14 protein-coding genes are annotated in these 16,470 nt (G+C 61.1%); 3 read left to right on the forward strand and 11 right to left on the reverse strand.

Annotated elements, in window-relative coordinates:
• Positions 1-63: 63 nt before the first annotated feature.
• The gene (locus CO666_RS04535; protein WP_097610929.1) at positions 64-1,293 is read right to left on the reverse strand and encodes a benzoate/H(+) symporter BenE family transporter; all 1,230 of its coding nucleotides are present in this window, start codon (positions 1,291-1,293) and stop codon (positions 64-66) included.
• 153 nt (positions 1,294-1,446) lie between these two features.
• A complete protein-coding gene (locus CO666_RS04540; RefSeq protein WP_097610930.1) occupies positions 1,447-2,031 on the reverse strand; it encodes an ATP-dependent Clp protease proteolytic subunit in 585 nt (194 codons plus the stop codon).
• 231 nt (positions 2,032-2,262) lie between these two features.
• Here CO666_RS04540 and CO666_RS04545 point away from each other — a divergent pair, with 231 nt between their 5' ends.
• Entirely contained in the window at positions 2,263-3,030 is a 768-nt protein-coding gene (locus tag CO666_RS04545) for a DUF2076 domain-containing protein (RefSeq protein WP_097610931.1), read from the forward strand.
• Positions 3,031-3,168: 138 nt separating this feature from the next.
• On the opposite strand, the gene queF is transcribed toward CO666_RS04545, so the two are convergent.
• From queF to CO666_RS04575, 6 genes are all read right to left on the reverse strand, one after another.
• A complete protein-coding gene (queF, locus tag CO666_RS04550) occupies positions 3,169-3,633 on the reverse strand; it encodes a preQ(1) synthase (protein WP_097610932.1) in 465 nt (154 codons plus the stop codon).
• Positions 3,633-4,547: a CDF family cation efflux transporter EmfA gene (gene emfA / locus CO666_RS04555; protein ID WP_097610933.1), complete on the reverse strand. Its 915-nt coding sequence runs from the start codon at positions 4,545-4,547 to the stop codon at positions 3,633-3,635. The genes queF and emfA overlap by 1 nt, the downstream gene beginning before the upstream one ends.
• 211 nt (positions 4,548-4,758) lie before the next feature.
• Positions 4,759-5,430: a DUF2161 domain-containing phosphodiesterase gene (locus CO666_RS04560; protein ID WP_097610934.1), complete on the reverse strand. Its 672-nt coding sequence runs from the start codon at positions 5,428-5,430 to the stop codon at positions 4,759-4,761.
• Between the two features lie 15 nt (positions 5,431-5,445).
• Complete coding sequence (locus tag CO666_RS04565; protein WP_003561395.1) at positions 5,446-5,685, reverse strand: hypothetical protein; 240 nt, start codon at positions 5,683-5,685, stop codon at positions 5,446-5,448.
• Positions 5,686-5,799: 114 nt separating this feature from the next.
• A complete protein-coding gene (locus tag CO666_RS04570) occupies positions 5,800-7,989 on the reverse strand; it encodes an anthranilate synthase (protein ID WP_097610935.1) in 2,190 nt (729 codons plus the stop codon).
• A 266-nt stretch (positions 7,990-8,255) separates the two neighbouring features.
• Positions 8,256-10,511 carry a TonB-dependent hemoglobin/transferrin/lactoferrin family receptor gene (locus CO666_RS04575; protein ID WP_097610936.1) on the reverse strand — a complete coding sequence of 752 codons (2,256 nt, stop codon included), beginning with the start codon at positions 10,509-10,511 and terminating at the stop codon, positions 8,256-8,258.
• Positions 10,512-10,759: 248 nt separating this feature from the next.
• Between CO666_RS04575 and CO666_RS04580 the strand changes: the two genes are divergently transcribed.
• Positions 10,760-11,788: an extensin-like domain-containing protein gene (locus tag CO666_RS04580; RefSeq protein WP_097610937.1), complete on the forward strand. Its 1,029-nt coding sequence runs from the start codon at positions 10,760-10,762 to the stop codon at positions 11,786-11,788.
• On the opposite strand, the gene CO666_RS34020 is transcribed toward CO666_RS04580, so the two are convergent.
• The gene (locus tag CO666_RS34020) at positions 11,789-12,046 is read right to left on the reverse strand and encodes a hypothetical protein (protein ID WP_179869608.1); all 258 of its coding nucleotides are present in this window, start codon (positions 12,044-12,046) and stop codon (positions 11,789-11,791) included. It abuts the gene before it with no gap.
• A gap of 41 nt (positions 12,047-12,087) precedes the next feature.
• Positions 12,088-13,767, reverse strand: coding sequence for a formate--tetrahydrofolate ligase (locus CO666_RS04590; RefSeq protein WP_097610939.1), 1,680 nt, complete (start codon positions 13,765-13,767; stop codon positions 12,088-12,090).
• Between the two features lie 157 nt (positions 13,768-13,924).
• On the opposite strand from CO666_RS04590, the gene CO666_RS04595 reads away from it, so the two are divergent.
• The gene (locus CO666_RS04595) at positions 13,925-14,455 is read left to right on the forward strand and encodes a TIGR00645 family protein (protein ID WP_097610940.1); all 531 of its coding nucleotides are present in this window, start codon (positions 13,925-13,927) and stop codon (positions 14,453-14,455) included.
• A gap of 67 nt (positions 14,456-14,522) precedes the next feature.
• Here the strand turns inward: CO666_RS04595 and CO666_RS04600 are convergent, their stop codons facing one another.
• Positions 14,523-16,172 carry a hypothetical protein gene (locus tag CO666_RS04600; RefSeq protein WP_097610941.1) on the reverse strand — a complete coding sequence of 550 codons (1,650 nt, stop codon included), beginning with the start codon at positions 16,170-16,172 and terminating at the stop codon, positions 14,523-14,525.
• Positions 16,173-16,470: the final 298 nt, after the last annotated feature.

The raw sequence follows: 16,470 nt of genomic DNA on the forward strand, positions 1-16,470 counted from the left end.
ATGGCCGCGCTTATAACCTTGGGCGGCGGAACTGGCAAGCCCTCGCGGCGCGCCGACCTTGCCTCACTTCGACTGAGAGCGCTCTTTCGCCATCTTCACCAGCTGCGACAGCGCGAGCATCAGGCCGCCCGCGATCAATCCCCAGAAGGCGCCCGAAATGCCGCCGAAGGAAATGCCGGATGCGGTGACGAGGAAGGTGATTGCCGCTGCCTCGCGCGATTCCGGCGCCTGGAAGGCCGACATGGCCGAGGACGAGAAGGCGCCGACCAGCGCCAGCCCCGCCACCGCCTCGATCAGGATGGGAGGCGCCAAGGCGACGAAGGCCGTCACCGCGCCGGCGAGCAAGCCGAGGATGATATAACCGACGCCGGCGATCAGCGATGCCCAATAGCGCCGCTTCGGATCGGCATGGGCGTCATGCCCGGCGCACATGGCCGCGGTGATCGCCGCCAGATTGACGGCGTGGCCGCCGAAAGGCGCCGACAGCAGCGAGAAAAAGCCGGTGACGGCAAAGAGCGGACCGGGCTTCGGATCATAATGATTGACCTTCAGCACCGCGATGCCGGGAATGTTCTGCGAGGCCATAGTGACGATGAAGAGCGGCAGCGCGATCGACACGAAGCCGGCAAAGTTGAACACCGGCCGGACGATTTCAGCCGTCGGCACCAGCGATCGCTCGAGCGAGGCGAAGGCGCCGTCAGGGATATCGACGCCGAAGGCCAGCACCAGCGCGAAGGCGGCGAGTGCCGCCGGCACCGCCCAGAGCCGTTTGAAGGCGCCGACGACGATCCAGGCGAGAACGATCGGCAGCCCGAACAGCGGATTGAAGCCGATTGCCTTCACCGGCGCGAAGCAGAGGCCGATCAGCACGCCGGAGAGCATCGCATTGGCAAGCGGTGCCGGAATGGCGGCGACCGCCCGGCCGAGCGGCTTGAACAGGCCGGCAACGACGATCAGCGCGGCACAGATGAGAAACGCCCCCACCGCCGCATTAAAGCCGCCCTCGATCGCGCCGGTGCTTGCCAGCAATGCGGCGCCGGGCGTCGACCAGGCAATGCTGATCGGCAATCGCGTCACGGCGCTCAACACGATCGCGCAGGCGCCCATGGAGATCGACAATGCCATCAGTCCGGACGCCGCCTGCGCATCCGTGGCGCCCACTGCTTCGAGCCCGTGCAGCACGACGGCGAAGGAACTGGCGGAGCCGACGAAGGCGGTCAGCAGCCCCATGAACAGGGCCTGGACGGAAAAATCTTTGCGCATGGCAGGACTCGTGACTGCGGAATGGCGCATGGAGCATGATGATTGCCGCGCGTGCAAGTCCGGATTTGGTCCTTTCCGCCCAGCCCTTGCCGAGAGGCGACCGCAGGCATCATCCGAAAACAAAACACCCTCGCCTGCGGTCAGCAGGCAAGGGCGGTTCTTGGCAGTTTTGACTGAGAAAACTCAGATATCGGCCTGCGACGTCACGATCCGCGAGACGAGGCCGTAATCCTTCGCTTCTTCGGCAGAGAGCCAATAGTCGCGATCGGTATCCTTGGCGATCTTGTCGAGCGGCTGGCCGGTGGCGGCAGCCATGATCTTGTTCAGGCGCTCGTTCATCTTGATGATCTCGCGCGCCTGAATCTCGATGTCGGATGCCATGCCGCGTGTGCCGCCGGAGGGCTGGTGCAGCAGGAAGCGGGTGTTCGGCAGGCAGAGGCGCTGCTCCTTCGGAGCCGCGACATAGATCAGCGCGCCGGCCGAGGCGACCCAGCCCGTGCCGATCATCCAGACCTTCGGCTTGATGAACTTGATCATGTCGTGGATGGAATCGCCGGATTCGACATGGCCGCCGGGCGAATTGACATAGATGCGGATATCGTCGTCGCTGGCCGCGGCAAGTGCAACGAGCTGCGAGCAGACCTTCTGCGCCAATTCCTGATTGATCGGTCCGTAGATGAAGATCGAACGCGACTTGAAAAGATTCGCCTCCGTTTCCTTGCCGAGCGGCAGTTCCTTGGTCTTGTCGTCCTGGTCTTCGTCGTTCATTCGAACCTCTTGGAGATGAATTCGGCTTCCCCGCACATAGTGCGACTCAATGCCTAAAACAATGCGGGAAAAACACAAGGCACCGAAGCGATGGAGATATCCTTAAGAAGCCGCGCGCCGTTCTGCAAGCCTTACTGAAATGTAACGGTGAATGGCTTTGAAAAGCCTGAATCGGTTCCTACCTCACCCCTCACATGGCAACCGCCATACGAAATCAACAGGAGGCAGGACATGTCACCGGAAGAACGCCAATTATTGACCGCCCTCTTCGACCGCGTGCGCACCGCGCAAGCCCAGTCGCGCGACCGCGAGGCCGAGGCCCTGATCGAGCAGGCGACGCGCGAACAGCCGTCAGCTACCTATTATCTGGCCCAGGCCGTCATCGTTCAGGAAAAGGGACTGGAAGCAGCCGCCAATCACATCAAGGAACTCGAGGAGCGCGTTCGGCAGCTCGAAGCCGGCGCCAGCGAGCACCGACAGGCCGAACAGGGCGGCGGTTTCTTGAGCTCGATCTTCGGCAACACCCAAACGCAGCAACCGGCCCCGGTCCCCTCCAACCCCGGCCCCTGGGGTCAGCCCTCCCGCTCCTATGACGAACCCCGTGGCTATGACCGCCAGATGCCGCAGCAGCCGACCGGTCCCTGGAGCCAGCAGGCCTCTGCGCCGTCTGCGGGCGGCAGCTTCCTGCGCGGCGCGCTCGGCACAGCGGCAGGTGTCGCCGGCGGCATGCTGCTTGCCAATTCGCTGAGCGGTATCTTCGGCAACCACATGTCCTCGCTCGGCTGGGGCTCGCCCTTCGGCGCCAGCCCCTTCGGCAATGCCAGCGCGCCAGCCGAGGAAACAACCGTCATCAACAATTATTACGGCAATGACGACGTCCGCCAGGCATCGGATAATGCCGACGATGACAAGGACGACGCCAACGTGCAGCAGGCCGATTATGACGATAACGACGATTATTCCGATGATTCGTCCGGTGACGACGTTACAGATGTTTGAGGCGTAATGTCCAAAGGATGGGCGGCAGTGGGTTTGACATTGCCGCACCGTATCCCGGCCCTTCGCTTGGGCTCAGGGCGTTCGTCGCAGCAATCGATTCACTGGATCGATTGCTGCCGCCTATGGCGGCACCGCTCCTCACCCACGTCCACGATAGGTGGCGACGCCCTGCTCCGGCAGCCACACCCCTTCCGGCGGCTTGCCCGTCTGCCAGAAAACGTCGATCGGAATGCCGCCGCGCGGATACCAGTAGGCGCCGATCCGGAGCCATTTCGGGTCGAGCAGCTCGACGATGCGCTTGGCGATGTAGATCGAGCAATCCTCGTGGAAAGCGCCGTGATTGCGGAAGGAATGCAGGAAGAGTTTCAGCGACTTCGATTCCACCAGCCATTCGCCCGGAATGTAGTCGATGACGATATGGGCGAAATCCGGCTGCCCGGTCATCGGGCAGAGCGAGGTGAATTCCGGCGCGGTGAAGCGCACGACATAGTCGGTGCCGGCATGATTGGACGGCACTTTTTCAAGCACCGCCTGCTCCGGCGACTGCGCGGTTTCGGTTTGCTGACCCAGCATCGACAGGCTGGAAACATCGGTCTTCGGCATCATGCCTCCTTGACGACTTTGACGCGGATGCCATGGGCCTTTTCGCCCTCCGGCTCCACGTGAATGGCTATTTTGGCGCCCTCATGCACGGCGCTGATGGCATCCTCAAGGCGGTCGCATATATCATGCGCCTGCCGCACGGACATAGTGCCGGGTACGACCATGTGAAAATCGATGAAGGTGACAGTGCCCGCCCGCCTGGTTTTCAGGTCATGTACGCCGATCGAGCCCGCCGCGTGAGTGGCGATCGCCTGCTTGATCGCCTCTTCGTCGCGCGGGTCGACCGCCTGGTCCATCAGCCCGCCGATCGATTGCGAGATCACCTTCCAGCCTTGATAGAGGATGTTGACGGCAACGAGAATGGCAAGCACCGGATCGAAGATCGCATAACCCGTTGCCAGCGCCAGCAACAGGCCTATGAGCACGCCGACGGAGGTCACCACATCGGACATGATATGGTGACCGTCGGCTGCGAGCGCCGCCGAGCGGTATTTGCGCCCGGTCCGGATCAACAGCCGCGCCCAGACCGCATTGATGACGCCGGCCGCGAAATTGATCGCGAGGCCGAGCACCGGCGCATCGAGCATGCGCGGTTCGCTGAGATAACCGATCGCCTCGTTGACGATCAGGAGAGCGGCGACGACGATCAGCACGCCTTCGGTGACGGCAGACAGATATTCCGCCTTGTGATGACCGAAAGGATGATCGTGATCGGCCGGCTTCTGCGCGTAGCGGATGACGAAAAAGGCGATGAAGGCGGCAACGACGTTGACGGTCGATTCGAGCCCGTCCGACAGCAGCGCCACCGACCCGGTGACCCACCAGGCCACCATCTTCAGCCCCATGACACCAAGCGACAGCGGAATGCCCCACATCGCCAGCTTCCGAACCGTAAGGTCGCCGTAGTCACTCATATCGTCCTCCTGCGGTTGCGAATGAATTGCAGGGTCCAAGCCATTGAAATGCAAAACCGCCCACGCGAATGTCGCGCAGGCGGCCCAGTTGCGGGTGATATGGGCGACGACGCAGGATTTGTCAAAGGGAATGACGCGCCGTTCACAGGCCTCGCCCTCCACGGCCGGAAGCAGGCCCGCCGCGTAATCCCTGCGCCAACCATAGCCCGACTCAGGAAGCCGGGTCGGAAAGTGCGAGTTGCGGCCACCGCAACAGAGCAGCCTGCCCCGCCGGCGTCAGGGCGTAAACGCCCTTCTCGCGGCGCTCGAACCATCCGTAGACGTTGTCGCGCAGGATCGGACCGGCCTTTGATGTAAGAGGCTTCATATCTCGAGGCCTTACGATTCCCCGATCGAGTGCCGAAGCGCAAAGCAGCGCCTGCTGACGATAGGCGGTCATGATCGGCGCTCGCGAGCCGCCGCCGACAGCAGGATCGCCGCGGCGCCGCTGATGTTCCTTAACGAGGCGCGTGCGCCGCTTCGGATTGGTGCGCGGCATCGGCGAGACCGAGCTGACGATGACGCTGACTTCGCCGCCGTCGGAGACGCCGAGCATGCCGATACCGAGCCGCCGGCAAAGATCTCGATAGCGTCGGTCGGCCTCCCGCCCGCGCCCCTTGGCCGAAACGCGCGCCGCGATCCAGACTTCATCGCTCATGGCGGCGCGGTCGACCGCCTGCAGAAGCAGTTCGAGATTAAAGGAAAGTTTCAGTTCGCAGACCACCACGACCGGCGGCTCGCCCTCGCTCAAGCCGACGAGATCGCATCCGCCGACCTCACCCTTCACGACATAACCGGCCGCTTCGAGGAAGGTTTTGACCGGCAGGTAGAGCGACGTTTCCACAGTGAAAACGGCGCCTCAGGCAGCGTTGAGATCGGCAATCTCGCCATATCGGGCGAGCAGTCGCGGCGACGACATGTCGCCGGTTTCCTCATCGACGATTACGGCATAGGCCGCCACGCCGACGAACCGCTCAGCCATCGCCGAGGCGATCTTTTCAGCACTGACGGAATTCGACGCCTGGCGCATTTCGCCGGGCACAAGATTGCCCCGGTTCTTGCGGTAAGGGAGCACGATGAACTTTTCAGCATTGGCCACGGCGATAATTCCCGGTTGATCGTTCCTGAAATGTTCTGATTTGACTGATAAAGTCAACCGCTGAATGCCCGCCCCGCCCTTCCCGTGACAAGGAAGGGCGAACCGGAACAGCCATCAGGCAGCCTTCGTCTTCGCCTTGCGTGCCAGATGCGCCACGACATTTTCGATCATCCGCATTCCGGCGTCGCCGCCGAGCGTCATGATCGATTCCGGATGGAACTGCACCGCGGCGATCGGCTCCTTCTCATGTTCGATGCCCATGATCGTGCCGTCTTCGCTTTCCGCCGTGATGATGAACTCGCGCGGCAGCGTCGAGGGATCGGCGAAGATCGAGTGATAACGGCCGACGGTCACTTCCTTCGACAGGCCGGAGAAGACGATACCCGGCTCCAGCACGCGGATACGCGAGGGTTTGCCGTGCATCGGCAGGGCCAGATGACGCAGTTCCCCCCCATAGGCTTCGGCAAGCGCCTGCAGGCCGAGGCAGACGCCGAAGATCGGCAGGTTGCGCGCCCGCGCCTTCTTGATCGTCGCCTTGCAGTCGAAATCCTTGGGCGTTCCCGGTCCGGGCGACAGCACCACGAGGTCCGGGTTCAGCCGATCGAAGATCTCCTCCGGCACCGGTGTGCGCACGGTCGAAACCGTCGCCCCCGTCTGGCGGAAATAATTGGCAAGCGTATGAACGAAGCTGTCCTCATGATCGACGAGCAGGATGCTGACGCCCTTGCCGACGCTTGCGACGTCGCGCTGGATCTTGCCGGAATTGCCCGTTTTGGCGTCGCGGATGGCGGAAAGCATGGCGGAGGCCTTCAGTTCTGTTTCGGCTTCTTCTTCCTCAGGAACGGAATCATTCAACAGCGTCGCACCGGCGCGCACCTCGGCGATGCCGTCCTTGATGCGCACGGTGCGCAGCGTCAGACCCGTGTTCATGTCGCCGTTGAAGCCGACCATGCCGATTGCCCCACCATACCATGCCCGCGGGCTCTTTTCATGGCTCTCGATGAAGCGCATCGCCCAGAGCTTCGGCGCGCCGGTGACGGTGACGGCCCAGGCGTGGCTGAGGAAACCGTCGAAGGCATCCATGTCGTCCCGCAGCCGCCCCTCGATATGGTCCACCGTGTGGATCAGGCGCGAATACATCTCGATCTGCCGGCGGCCGATCACCTTGACCGAGCCCGGTTCGCACACACGGCTCTTGTCGTTGCGGTCGACGTCCGAGCACATGGTCAGCTCGGATTCGTCCTTCTTGGAATTCAAAAGCTTCAGGATCTGCTCGCTGTCGGCGATCGGATCGTCGCCGCGTTTGATCGTACCCGAGATCGGGCAGGTCTCGATGCGGCGGCCGGAAACGCGTACGAACATTTCGGGCGAGGCGCCGACCAGATATTCCTGATGGCCGAGATTGATGAAGAAGGAATAGGGCGACGGGTTGATCGCCTTCAACCGCCTGGAAATGTCGGAAGGCTTGCTGTCGCAGCGCTCCATGAATTTCTGCCCCGGCACGACTTCGAACAGATCGCCCTTGCGGAAACTTTCCTTCGCCTTGGTGACGAGCTCGGCATATTCGCCCGGCCGGTGATCGCTCTTCGGCGGAATGGAATCGGTGTGCTTGAAGGGTTCCGGTGCGATATCGCCCGCCTTGCCCTCGGTCGACACGCCGCCCTTTTCGAAATCATAGCGGTCGATCCAGGCCTTGGCGGCATAGTTGTCGACGACGAGGATCTCGTCCGGCAGGTAGAGCACCATGTCGCGTTGGTCGGAAGGCCGCGTCAGCTTCAGATCGATGGCGTCGAACTGGAAGGCGATGTCGTAGCCGAAGGCGCCATAGAGCCCGAGGCTCGCATCCGCCTGCGAATAGAAGAGGTCGGTGACGGCGCGCAGCACGGTGAAAACCGTCGGCATCTTCGAGCGCTCTTCCTCGGTGAATACCCGGTCCGGCTTCTTGACCGAAAGGTCGAGGCGGCGGGCGGAGGAAACGCCGAGCACGAGTTCGGGCACCGCTTTCAGCCGCTCGGCCACAAAGCCGAGGATCACCTCGCCGCGTTCATTATAGGCTTCGATCCAGACGTCGCGGCCGAAGGAGGAAATGCCGAGCGGCGGATCGACGACGGCGGTATCCCAGCGTGTGTAACGGCCCGGATATTCGTAGTTCGACGAAAACACTGCGCCGCGGCGTTCGTCGAGCTTGTCGATATAGGAAGAGACCGCATCGCCGTAGGGGATTGCCCGCCGCTGCCGCGTGACGGATATGCCGCCCTTGGTCTCGTAGATTTCCGCACCATCATCCCGCAGGATCGTTACCATTGTTCCACTCCGTTATCGGGGCCCGGACGACAGGCGGCGATAAAACAAAAAAGCCGCCTCGAAGTTTCGGGCGGCTCACTCGTCGTCTTTGGACACGATTGGTTGAGGCCGCCTTAGCGAGCCCACCACCAAACAGCAATGTTCAAGGACTTGATCATAGGAAAATTGTTAGCCTGAGATCAGCCATTGCGCAAGAGGCGATCACGGGAATGAAATGGGCGGCCCGAAAGCCGCCCCTCCTCCCAATCGTGAAGTCTCGCCGGCAATCAGAAGGTCTTTGTGAGCGACACTTTGAATGTACGGCCGGGCTCGGAATACCAATCGCGCGGCTGCGATGCGGTCGCCGAGCTGAGATTGACGTCGCGCACGGCAAGCGCGTTGAAATATTCCTGGTCGAAGATGTTGTAGACCCCGGCTTGAACACGCAGGCCCGGCAACTGTTGCGGCGTCCACCAGCCGGTCAGGTCGACGATTGCGTAACCGGGCGCATCAAAGGTCGTATCCGCGGTCGAGCCGACGGTGTTGAGATGGTCGGTGAGCATGCCGGACGAAAGCGTCGAGGAAAGATCGAAGCCGAAACTCTCGTTGCTCCAGCCGCCGCCGACAATTGCCTTGAAGGGTGCCGCCGAGCGCAGGCGCTGGGTGGTGTCTTCATTCCTGCCGTAGGCATAGGCTAGCGAGGCGTGCAGATTGATGCCGTTGTCGAACGTCTTGGCGGCGCTGGCTTCGATACCCGAGATCACGGCTGACGACACGTTCGTGTAGTTGAACTCCGTAAAGCCGGTCGCGTCCCTGGTTGTCACCGTCTCGATAAAGTTCTGATAGCGAGTGTGGAAAACCGCGACCCGGCCGGTAAAATCGCCTGTATCGAAATTGGCGCCGACTTCGACGCCGCGGCCGATTTCCGGTTCCAGATCAGGATTGCCGAGCTGAGCGTAGCGGCCCGTGGGATTGTAGAAGCGGCTGTAGAGCTCGTCCACCGTGGGGGCACGGAAGCCGACGGCCAGCTGCGCGTAGAGCTGCACATCGGGCGTCAGATCGTATGTCGCAAGAATCTTCGGCGACATGCCGGCTTCCGTCCGGTCGCGCAGATCGCCGAAACGGGTCAGCCCGGTATTGTCGGCAAAGCCGCCGCCGGTCGAGGGATCGTAGTTGAACCAATCGAAGCGAACGCCCGGCGTCAGCGTGAAGCCGGTATTGCCGATTTCGATCTTGTCTTCGAAGGTCAGTGCCAGATTCTGGCTGTCGACATTGGGCACTTCTGCCTGATTGTTCAGCGCCGGGCAGGTGGTCGCCGTCGGGCAAAGGGCCCAGCTATACTGGCTCCAGCTGGAGACGCCGGCATCAAGACCGACGCGAACGGAGTGGCTGAGACCGGAATATTCGAAATCCTTCGTCGCCGTGCCGCTGAAGCCCCAGGTTTCGTTTTCGATTTCGTTGTTTCGGCCGTAGGCAACATTGGCGGTCGTACGCCCCCTGCTGCCGGCTTCTTTCTTCAAATCCAGCCAATAAAGCGTGGCCCGCGCACTACTGAAAAACGCGTCGGAAGACTGCGCCTCGTAATCGTAATCGAGAGAAACGCGGTCGCGATCGCGCAGTTCGCGACCGTCATAATTGTCGATCATGAAGTTACGAGGGCTGGCGCCCCCCTGAAGTTGGCGCAGGTCGGTTTTTAGATCCCAGCGGAACCGTTCCGCTGTCAAGCCGATGCGATGTCCGCCTTCCAGTTCCTGGTGCAGTTTGAAGAGCAGGTTGTTCTGATCGAAGTCAGCCGGATTCGCCTCGGTGCGAAGAGCACCGTAGCTGTCGTTCTCACCCATATTGTCGCGTTCATGGCCCTTGCGGTAGCCGCCCTGGAACAGGATCGAGGTACCGCCGATCTTCTTGGCAGCGGCGGCCGAGCCGGAAACGCTGCGGTCTTGGCTGTCATAGGTCGACTTGACGATCGCACCCCAATCGCGTCCTTCGGAAATGAGATCGTCCGGCTCGAGTGTATTGAGAACGACGGCGCCGCCGAGCATGCCCGACCCGCCCTTGCTCGAATCCGCGCCGCGCACGATATCGAGCGAGGACAGTGAATCGAAATCGAAGGTATCCCCGCCACCATTGGCGTTGGCCGGCGCGAAAGCCCCCTGACGAGCGCTGTTCGAAATATAGGGGATCGGAATGCCGTCAATGGTCGTCAGGATGCGAGGGCCGGAAAGGCCGCGCAGATTGAAACCAGCGTCGGCGCGCGAATAGTTTACGCCTGCATCGACCCTGCGGCCGATATCGGCATAATTGGTAACCTGTTTCTCTTCCAATTGCTTCTTGGTAATTTCGGTCGCAAGCGGCGTGTCGGCGACGCTGCCCGGCGCCACGCGTTTGCCCTTGACGACGATCTTCTGCAGGACGGTGCTGTCTTCAGCGGTGGCGAGCGGCGCCGTTGCCGGAGCGCTTTGCGCAAAAGACTGCGAAACAGGAAGAACAACTGTGGCTGCCGTGCAGACCAAGAGAACCGAACGCCAATATCGGACGATCATAACCTACCCTCTCATGATGATTACCGGGCTGGCTGGTCGTGGCGGCGAACGCTCGAGGGGCTGGCTGGGCTTTGCGGATGAAGGCGCAGAATTTCGCCTTCTTTTCGCCGCATAAAAAACATGAGCAACACTGTCAAGATAAGGTGCGGATTTATGTTGAATATTATATTCAAGTTTTAATGATCTTTCCCGACGTTGCGCAATTGCAACGAAAACCGCCACAATGCGTTATACCCTGCGCTATCGACATGACGGAATCGGATGCGTTGAGAAAACTTTCGATACTGGCGATCCTCGCCGCTACCGCCTTTCTTGCCGGCGCCCGCCTGCCCCCGCACGGCCCCTTACCCCAAGCTCGACCGGACGCCGGGGATATGACGGCTCCCGCCCCGATCCCCGAAAAGACCGAACCGCCTGCCCCGGGTGATGTGCCGGCGCCGCAGCCTAAGCCTGACGTGCCAAAGCCGGATGTGCCAAAGCCTGATGTGAAGGGGGAGCCGGAAGCACCAGCACCGGACCAGCCGTCGGCGCCCCCAACCGAACCGGAAAAGCCCGAACCGGCAAAACCCGAACAGTCGAAGCCGGAGCCTGCAGAACCGATGCAAGGCCCGCCGCTACCGCCGGGCGGGCTTAAAAGCCCGCAGACCCCAGGGGAAGAGGACAAGCCGCCTGCCGAGCAGACACTCGAGGAGCAGCATCTGACGATTGAACCCGAAAGCGACGCCGACCACACCGAATGCACTGCGGCACTCCAGGCGCTCGGCGTCGTCTTCAAGGACACGCCGCGCATCGACGACGGCAACGGCTGCGGCATCGACAAGCCGATCATCGTCTCCGAACCCCTGCCCGGCATCAAGCTCAAGCCCGAGGCGACGATCCGCTGTCCGACCGCCCTTGCCCTTGCCCACTGGATGAAGGAGAGCGTCATCCCGGCGGCCTCCGCCGCCCTGCCGGAACAGGGCCGCATCACATCAGTCAATCAGGCAACCGCCTATATGTGCCGCCTGCGCAACGGTGCCGGAACAGGCAAGATCTCCGAACACGCCCGCGGCAACGCCATCGATATTGCGAGCTTCCATTTCGAAAAGGGCGAGGATGTCGCCGTCCGCTCCCGCCGCGAGGACCCGACGCTCACCGGCGCCTTCCAGCGCACCGTGAGTGCGGCCGGCTGCCTCTATTTCACCACCGTCCTCGACCCCGAAAGCGACGCCGCCCACGAAACCCATTTCCATCTCGACGTGATCGAGCGGAAGGGCGGCTATCGTTATTGCCATTAGTCATTTCAAAGAGTTGAGCTTCACGCTTGAATCGAGAATCGAAGGACCCAAATCAAAGCGGTAGAATATCAATGGAAGGGCCCACCGCGAACGAGGATCATCGCATGTTACGCGATCTTGGCTCTCGTTTTCCTGGGCATTGGATTCGTTTTTACCGGAAAGCTGCATTGGTTCCTTGCCGTCGGAATGCTGCTGACAGGCACTTTGGAACGGCTGATCCTCTGGCTGCTCATAGGTCCCGAACGGGCGAAAAGCCATCGTCTTCGTCTAATGAGACAGCCAGCCAAGCCATCACCGGATCAGAACAGCCCCTCGATATAACCCTGATCGTTCAGGAAAATCCGTTCCGCCGAGGGCGATTTCGGCAGGCCCGGCATTGTCATGATCTCGCCGGTGATGGCGACGACGAAGCCAGCTCCCGCCGAAAGCCGCACTTCCCGCACGGAGACGATATGGCCTTCCGGCGCGCCGCGCAGGTTCGGATCGGTGGAGAAGGAATATTGCGTCTTTGCCATGCAGACCGGCAGCTTGCCGTAACCCTGCTCCTCCCATGTCTGCAATTGGTCGCGGACCGCCTTGTCGGCCGTCACTTCACCGGCATGATAGATCTTCGAGGCAACGATCTCGATCTTCTCGAACAGCGAAATGTCGTCGCCATAGAGCGGCTGGAATTTCGCCTGTCCCGACTCGGCCAGTTCCACCACCTTATGTGCCAGTTCCTCGATGCCGGCCGAACCTTTCGCCCAATGCTGGCAGAGGATCGCCTCGGCGCCGAGCCGCGAGACGAATTCCTTGACCGCGGCGATCTCGGCATCGGTATCCGAGACGAAATGATTGATCGCGACGACGACGGGCACGCCGAAACGGCGTACATTGGCGACGTGCCGGCCGAGATTGGCGCAGCCCTTCTTCAGTGCGACGACATCCTCCGTGCCGAGATCGTCCTTCTTCACCCCGCCATTCATCTTCAGCGCCCTGACGGTGGCGACGATGACGGCCGCATCCGGCTTCAGTCCGGCCTTGCGGCACTTGATGTCGAAGAATTTCTCCGCGCCGAGATCGGCGCCGAAGCCTGCTTCCGTCACCACATAGTCGCCGAGCTTCAGCGCCGTCTTCGTCGCCGTTACCGAATTGCAGCCATGGGCGATGTTGGCGAAAGGCCCGCCATGCACGAAGGCCGGATTGTTCTCCAGCGTCTGCACAAGGTTCGGCTGCATCGCATCCTTCAACAGCACCGCCATGGCGCCGTCGGCTTTCAGGTCGCGCGCATGCACAGGCGTCCTGTCGAAACGATAGCCGATGATGATGTCGCCGAGCCGCCGCTCCAGATCCTTGAGATCGGTGGCGAGGCAGAGGATCGCCATCACTTCGGAGGCGACGGTGATGTCGAAGCCGCCCTGGCGCGGAAAACCGTTGGCAATGCCGCCGAGCGAGGAGACCATGCTTCTGAGCGCGCGGTCGTTCATATCCATGACCCGCCGCCAGGTGATGCGGCGGATGTCGATATTCTCTTCGTTGCCCCAGTAGATGTGATTGTCGACCATCGCCGCCAGAAGATTGTGCGCCGAGGTAATCGCATGGAAATCGCCGGTGAAATGCAGGTTGATGTCTTCCATCGGCACGACCTGCGCATAACCGCCGCCGGCCGCCCCGCCCTTGATACCGAAGCAGGGGCCGAGCGAAGCCTCGCGAATGCAGACGATGGCTTTCTTGCCGATCCGGTTCAGCCCGTCGCCGAGCCCGACGGTGGTTGTCGTCTTGCCTTCGCCCGCCGGTGTCGGATTGATCGCGGTGACGAGGATCAGCTTGCCGTCCTTCTTGCCCGCCTGCCCGGCGATGAACTCGGCGCTGACCTTCGCCTTGTCGTGACCGTAGGGAACGAGCTGCTCGGCCGGAATGCCGAGCTTCGTGCCGATCTCGAAAATCGGCTTCTTGGCTGCGCCGCGCGCGATCTCGATATCGGATTTGATGAATGGCATCGATATCCCCCGTCCCGGCCTCCGCAGGCGCGAAGGCGTTTGTCCTCGTCAATGGGATATCGAAATATCGGCAAGCTGTGAATAGCGCCGCGCCTTGCGGCCGCCACGCCGGATGTTTATGTGGCGGGCAACGATCGCGGTTTTACAGGATGAAGACATGAAAGCACTGGAACTCATCATCGAGCGTATCATCCTGTCGAGCCGCTGGATCCTCGTCGCCTTCTATATCGGCCTGGTAGCGGCGCTCGCCGTCTATGCGGTTTCCTTCGGCTACAAGCTCCTGAAGATCGCCTCCGGCGTCTTTGCCCTCGACGAGGCGGAGATGATCCTTGCCATGCTCAGCCTGATCGATGCGGCCCTCGTCGCAAGCCTGATCGTCATGGTGATGATCTCGGGTTACGAGAATTTCGTCAGCCGCTTCGACGAGGCCAGCGAAGCCGACAACGAAGTCTCCTTTCTCGGCAAGCTCGATTCAGGCAGCCTGAAGATCAAGGTCGCCTCCTCGATCGTTGCCATCTCGTCCATCCACCTGCTGCAGGTCTTTCTCAATGCCGACAAATACGAGGACGGCAAGATCATGTGGTTGACCCTGATGCATCTCGCCTTCGTCGCCTCCGCCGTCATGCTCGGCTTCCTGGAGAAGCTGATGAGCGTGACGTCGAAGAATGATTTGAAGGACAAGGGTTAGAGGGACGACGGACTGGTTTTCACGTCAGTGAGCGCGCACGCCGGCTGTCAAAGCGTTCTTTTCCGCATCAATTCGCGGCCGCAGCAGCAGGAACGACCTCTGCCGCAGCTCTTCTGGGGCATCGCAGACTTTCCTTGGCGTCGGGTCCACACAGGCGATCGCCGGGCTCATCGCCATAAGGGATGATACCATTGACGATGCCGAGCTCGAGCGCCTGCGAACGAGGAATATCCTTTCGCTCAATCGAGGTCGCGAGCATCATCGCCTCGAAAGACCCGGCATTGACGCCCATCTCGTCGACATAGGCGAAGAATTTCTTAGCTTCAGTCGGCGTGGGTCTCACAAGGCCGATATCGGAATATCCGACAATTCGCGGCGTTCCGCTGATCAAGATGAGAGTACATGTCGAAAGGCAGTATGCGCCGCCCGCAGAGACCTCTCCCCCGGTCGGTCCGCTTTTGGCCATGCTCGCCTTGCAACGCGGGTTCAGCGTCGGGCAGTTCGGCAACCGCGTTCTGCCGACCGAGGTCTCCAGACCGGCGGCACGGATCATCCGCCCCATTGCAAAAGCCGCATCCATGTCCCCGCCATTGGACTGAAGGACGACCGGCAGCTTTCTGTCGCCGAGCGTCTTCAAGATCGCCTTCAACCGAGCCGGGGTATCCGGCGTGATGTCTCCCTCCGCAGAAATCCACTGCGTGCACTCCTCCTGGCAGTTGCCATGATACATTAGGAGAAAGTCCATCGGCTGGCTCGCCGGCAGTTTCTCGCTTGTGTCTGCGGCTGCAGCCTGCGCGGGCGCGTCGACCGCCGAATGGCTGTGACAGACGGCATCGGCGGCTGCACCCGGCACGCAAAGCGGCATGCCCGGCCACTCGTTGTAAGCCAGCATGTCGGTGTTCAGCCCCATGCGAAGTGCATCTGCGGGCGGTACGATCGTGATGCGATCCGGAGCCGTACTCATCATCAAAGCGATCAGATCGCCGCTAACGCCCATCTCCTTCAAATAGGTCGTCAGGGCAGCGGTGGCCTTCTTGCCGAGCTTGGTGGAACTGCTCTGTCCCACCGCCTTGCGGCCAACCTCCTTGCGCGAAATTTCCTGCTTCTTGCCGTTCACCATCTTGTATTCGATGCGATAGGAGATACGCACCCTGTTGTAGACGGTCGTGATCTGGTGGACGCCGATGAAGGCCCATTGCGACGACACGCGCGAGGTGCCGCCGGCGAAGGCCAGGGGACATGCGGAAAAACAGTATGCACCACCGGAATAGGTGACGCCGGCCGAGCTGCCATCCTTTGCGATAGCCGCGGCGCAACGCGTATCGTCCGCCGGGCAGTCCTTCAGTCGCGTGCCCCCGACAGCTGTTTCCAGGCCTGCCTTGCGGATCATCCGGCCCATCGCATAGGCAGCATCCACCTCGCCACCTTCCGACTGGAACACGACAGGCAGTTTCCGGTCTCCGATTTTCTTCAGAACTTTTCTGAGCTGGGCGGGAGTATCGGAGGTTATCCGCCCCTCTGCCGATATCCATTCAGGACAGTCTTCCATGCAGAGGAGGCTGCGTACAATGATGAAACGCATCGGGGGCTGCCCCGTCTGCTTCTTCTGCTCCGCAGCCTGTGAGGTCACGGCCCCGATCGGCAAGTTCAAAAAAAATATGGCAAGTAATACAAGGAAAAACAGATATTTCCCAAAAACAGAAATTGCAAATCGCACGATTAAATCGCCTCAGTTATACATGAGAAGACAATTAGCAATTGCACCGAACCGCAGCAAGCCAGATTTCGATGGCGGTTACCGTCCGCCCCATCTCCGAAGTGATTCTCCTCCTATCCGGCAGAAGCGAAACTCATAGTTATCCATATTATCCACCTACAAAAGATGTTACCGATACCATAACGCTACTGGCATCGGCAGCAACTCAACCATGGCGCGCGCAGTTGTGACTAATTCTTCACAATTTGGATCAATCGGCTTGCGCAAGGGCAATTGGGACTAGCATCCGGCGGGCTTT

Source organism: Rhizobium chutanense (genome assembly GCF_002531935.1).
Classification (GTDB): Bacteria; Pseudomonadota; Alphaproteobacteria; order Rhizobiales; family Rhizobiaceae; genus Rhizobium; species Rhizobium chutanense.

What these genes read in the sequence shown, in the direction of transcription:
- CO666_RS04535 (WP_097610929.1), bottom strand. Translation starts at nt 1,293, where the DNA reads ATGCGCCATTCCGCAGTCACGAGTCCTGCCATGCGCAAAGATTTTTCC.
- CO666_RS04540 (WP_097610930.1), bottom strand. Translation starts at nt 2,031, where the DNA reads ATGAACGACGAAGACCAGGACGACAAGACCAAGGAACTGCCGCTCGGC.
- CO666_RS04545 (WP_097610931.1), top strand. Translation starts at nt 2,263, where the DNA reads ATGTCACCGGAAGAACGCCAATTATTGACCGCCCTCTTCGACCGCGTG.
- queF (WP_097610932.1), bottom strand. Translation starts at nt 3,633, where the DNA reads ATGCCGAAGACCGATGTTTCCAGCCTGTCGATGCTGGGTCAGCAAACC.
- emfA (WP_097610933.1), bottom strand. Translation starts at nt 4,547, where the DNA reads ATGAGTGACTACGGCGACCTTACGGTTCGGAAGCTGGCGATGTGGGGC.
- CO666_RS04570 (WP_097610935.1), bottom strand. Translation starts at nt 7,989, where the DNA reads ATGGTAACGATCCTGCGGGATGATGGTGCGGAAATCTACGAGACCAAG.
- CO666_RS04575 (WP_097610936.1), bottom strand. Translation starts at nt 10,511, where the DNA reads ATGATCGTCCGATATTGGCGTTCGGTTCTCTTGGTCTGCACGGCAGCC.
- CO666_RS04580 (WP_097610937.1), top strand. Translation starts at nt 10,760, where the DNA reads ATGACGGAATCGGATGCGTTGAGAAAACTTTCGATACTGGCGATCCTC.
- CO666_RS34020 (WP_179869608.1), bottom strand. Translation starts at nt 12,046, where the DNA reads ATGGCTTTTCGCCCGTTCGGGACCTATGAGCAGCCAGAGGATCAGCCG.
- CO666_RS04590 (WP_097610939.1), bottom strand. Translation starts at nt 13,767, where the DNA reads ATGCCATTCATCAAATCCGATATCGAGATCGCGCGCGGCGCAGCCAAG.
- CO666_RS04595 (WP_097610940.1), top strand. Translation starts at nt 13,925, where the DNA reads ATGAAAGCACTGGAACTCATCATCGAGCGTATCATCCTGTCGAGCCGC.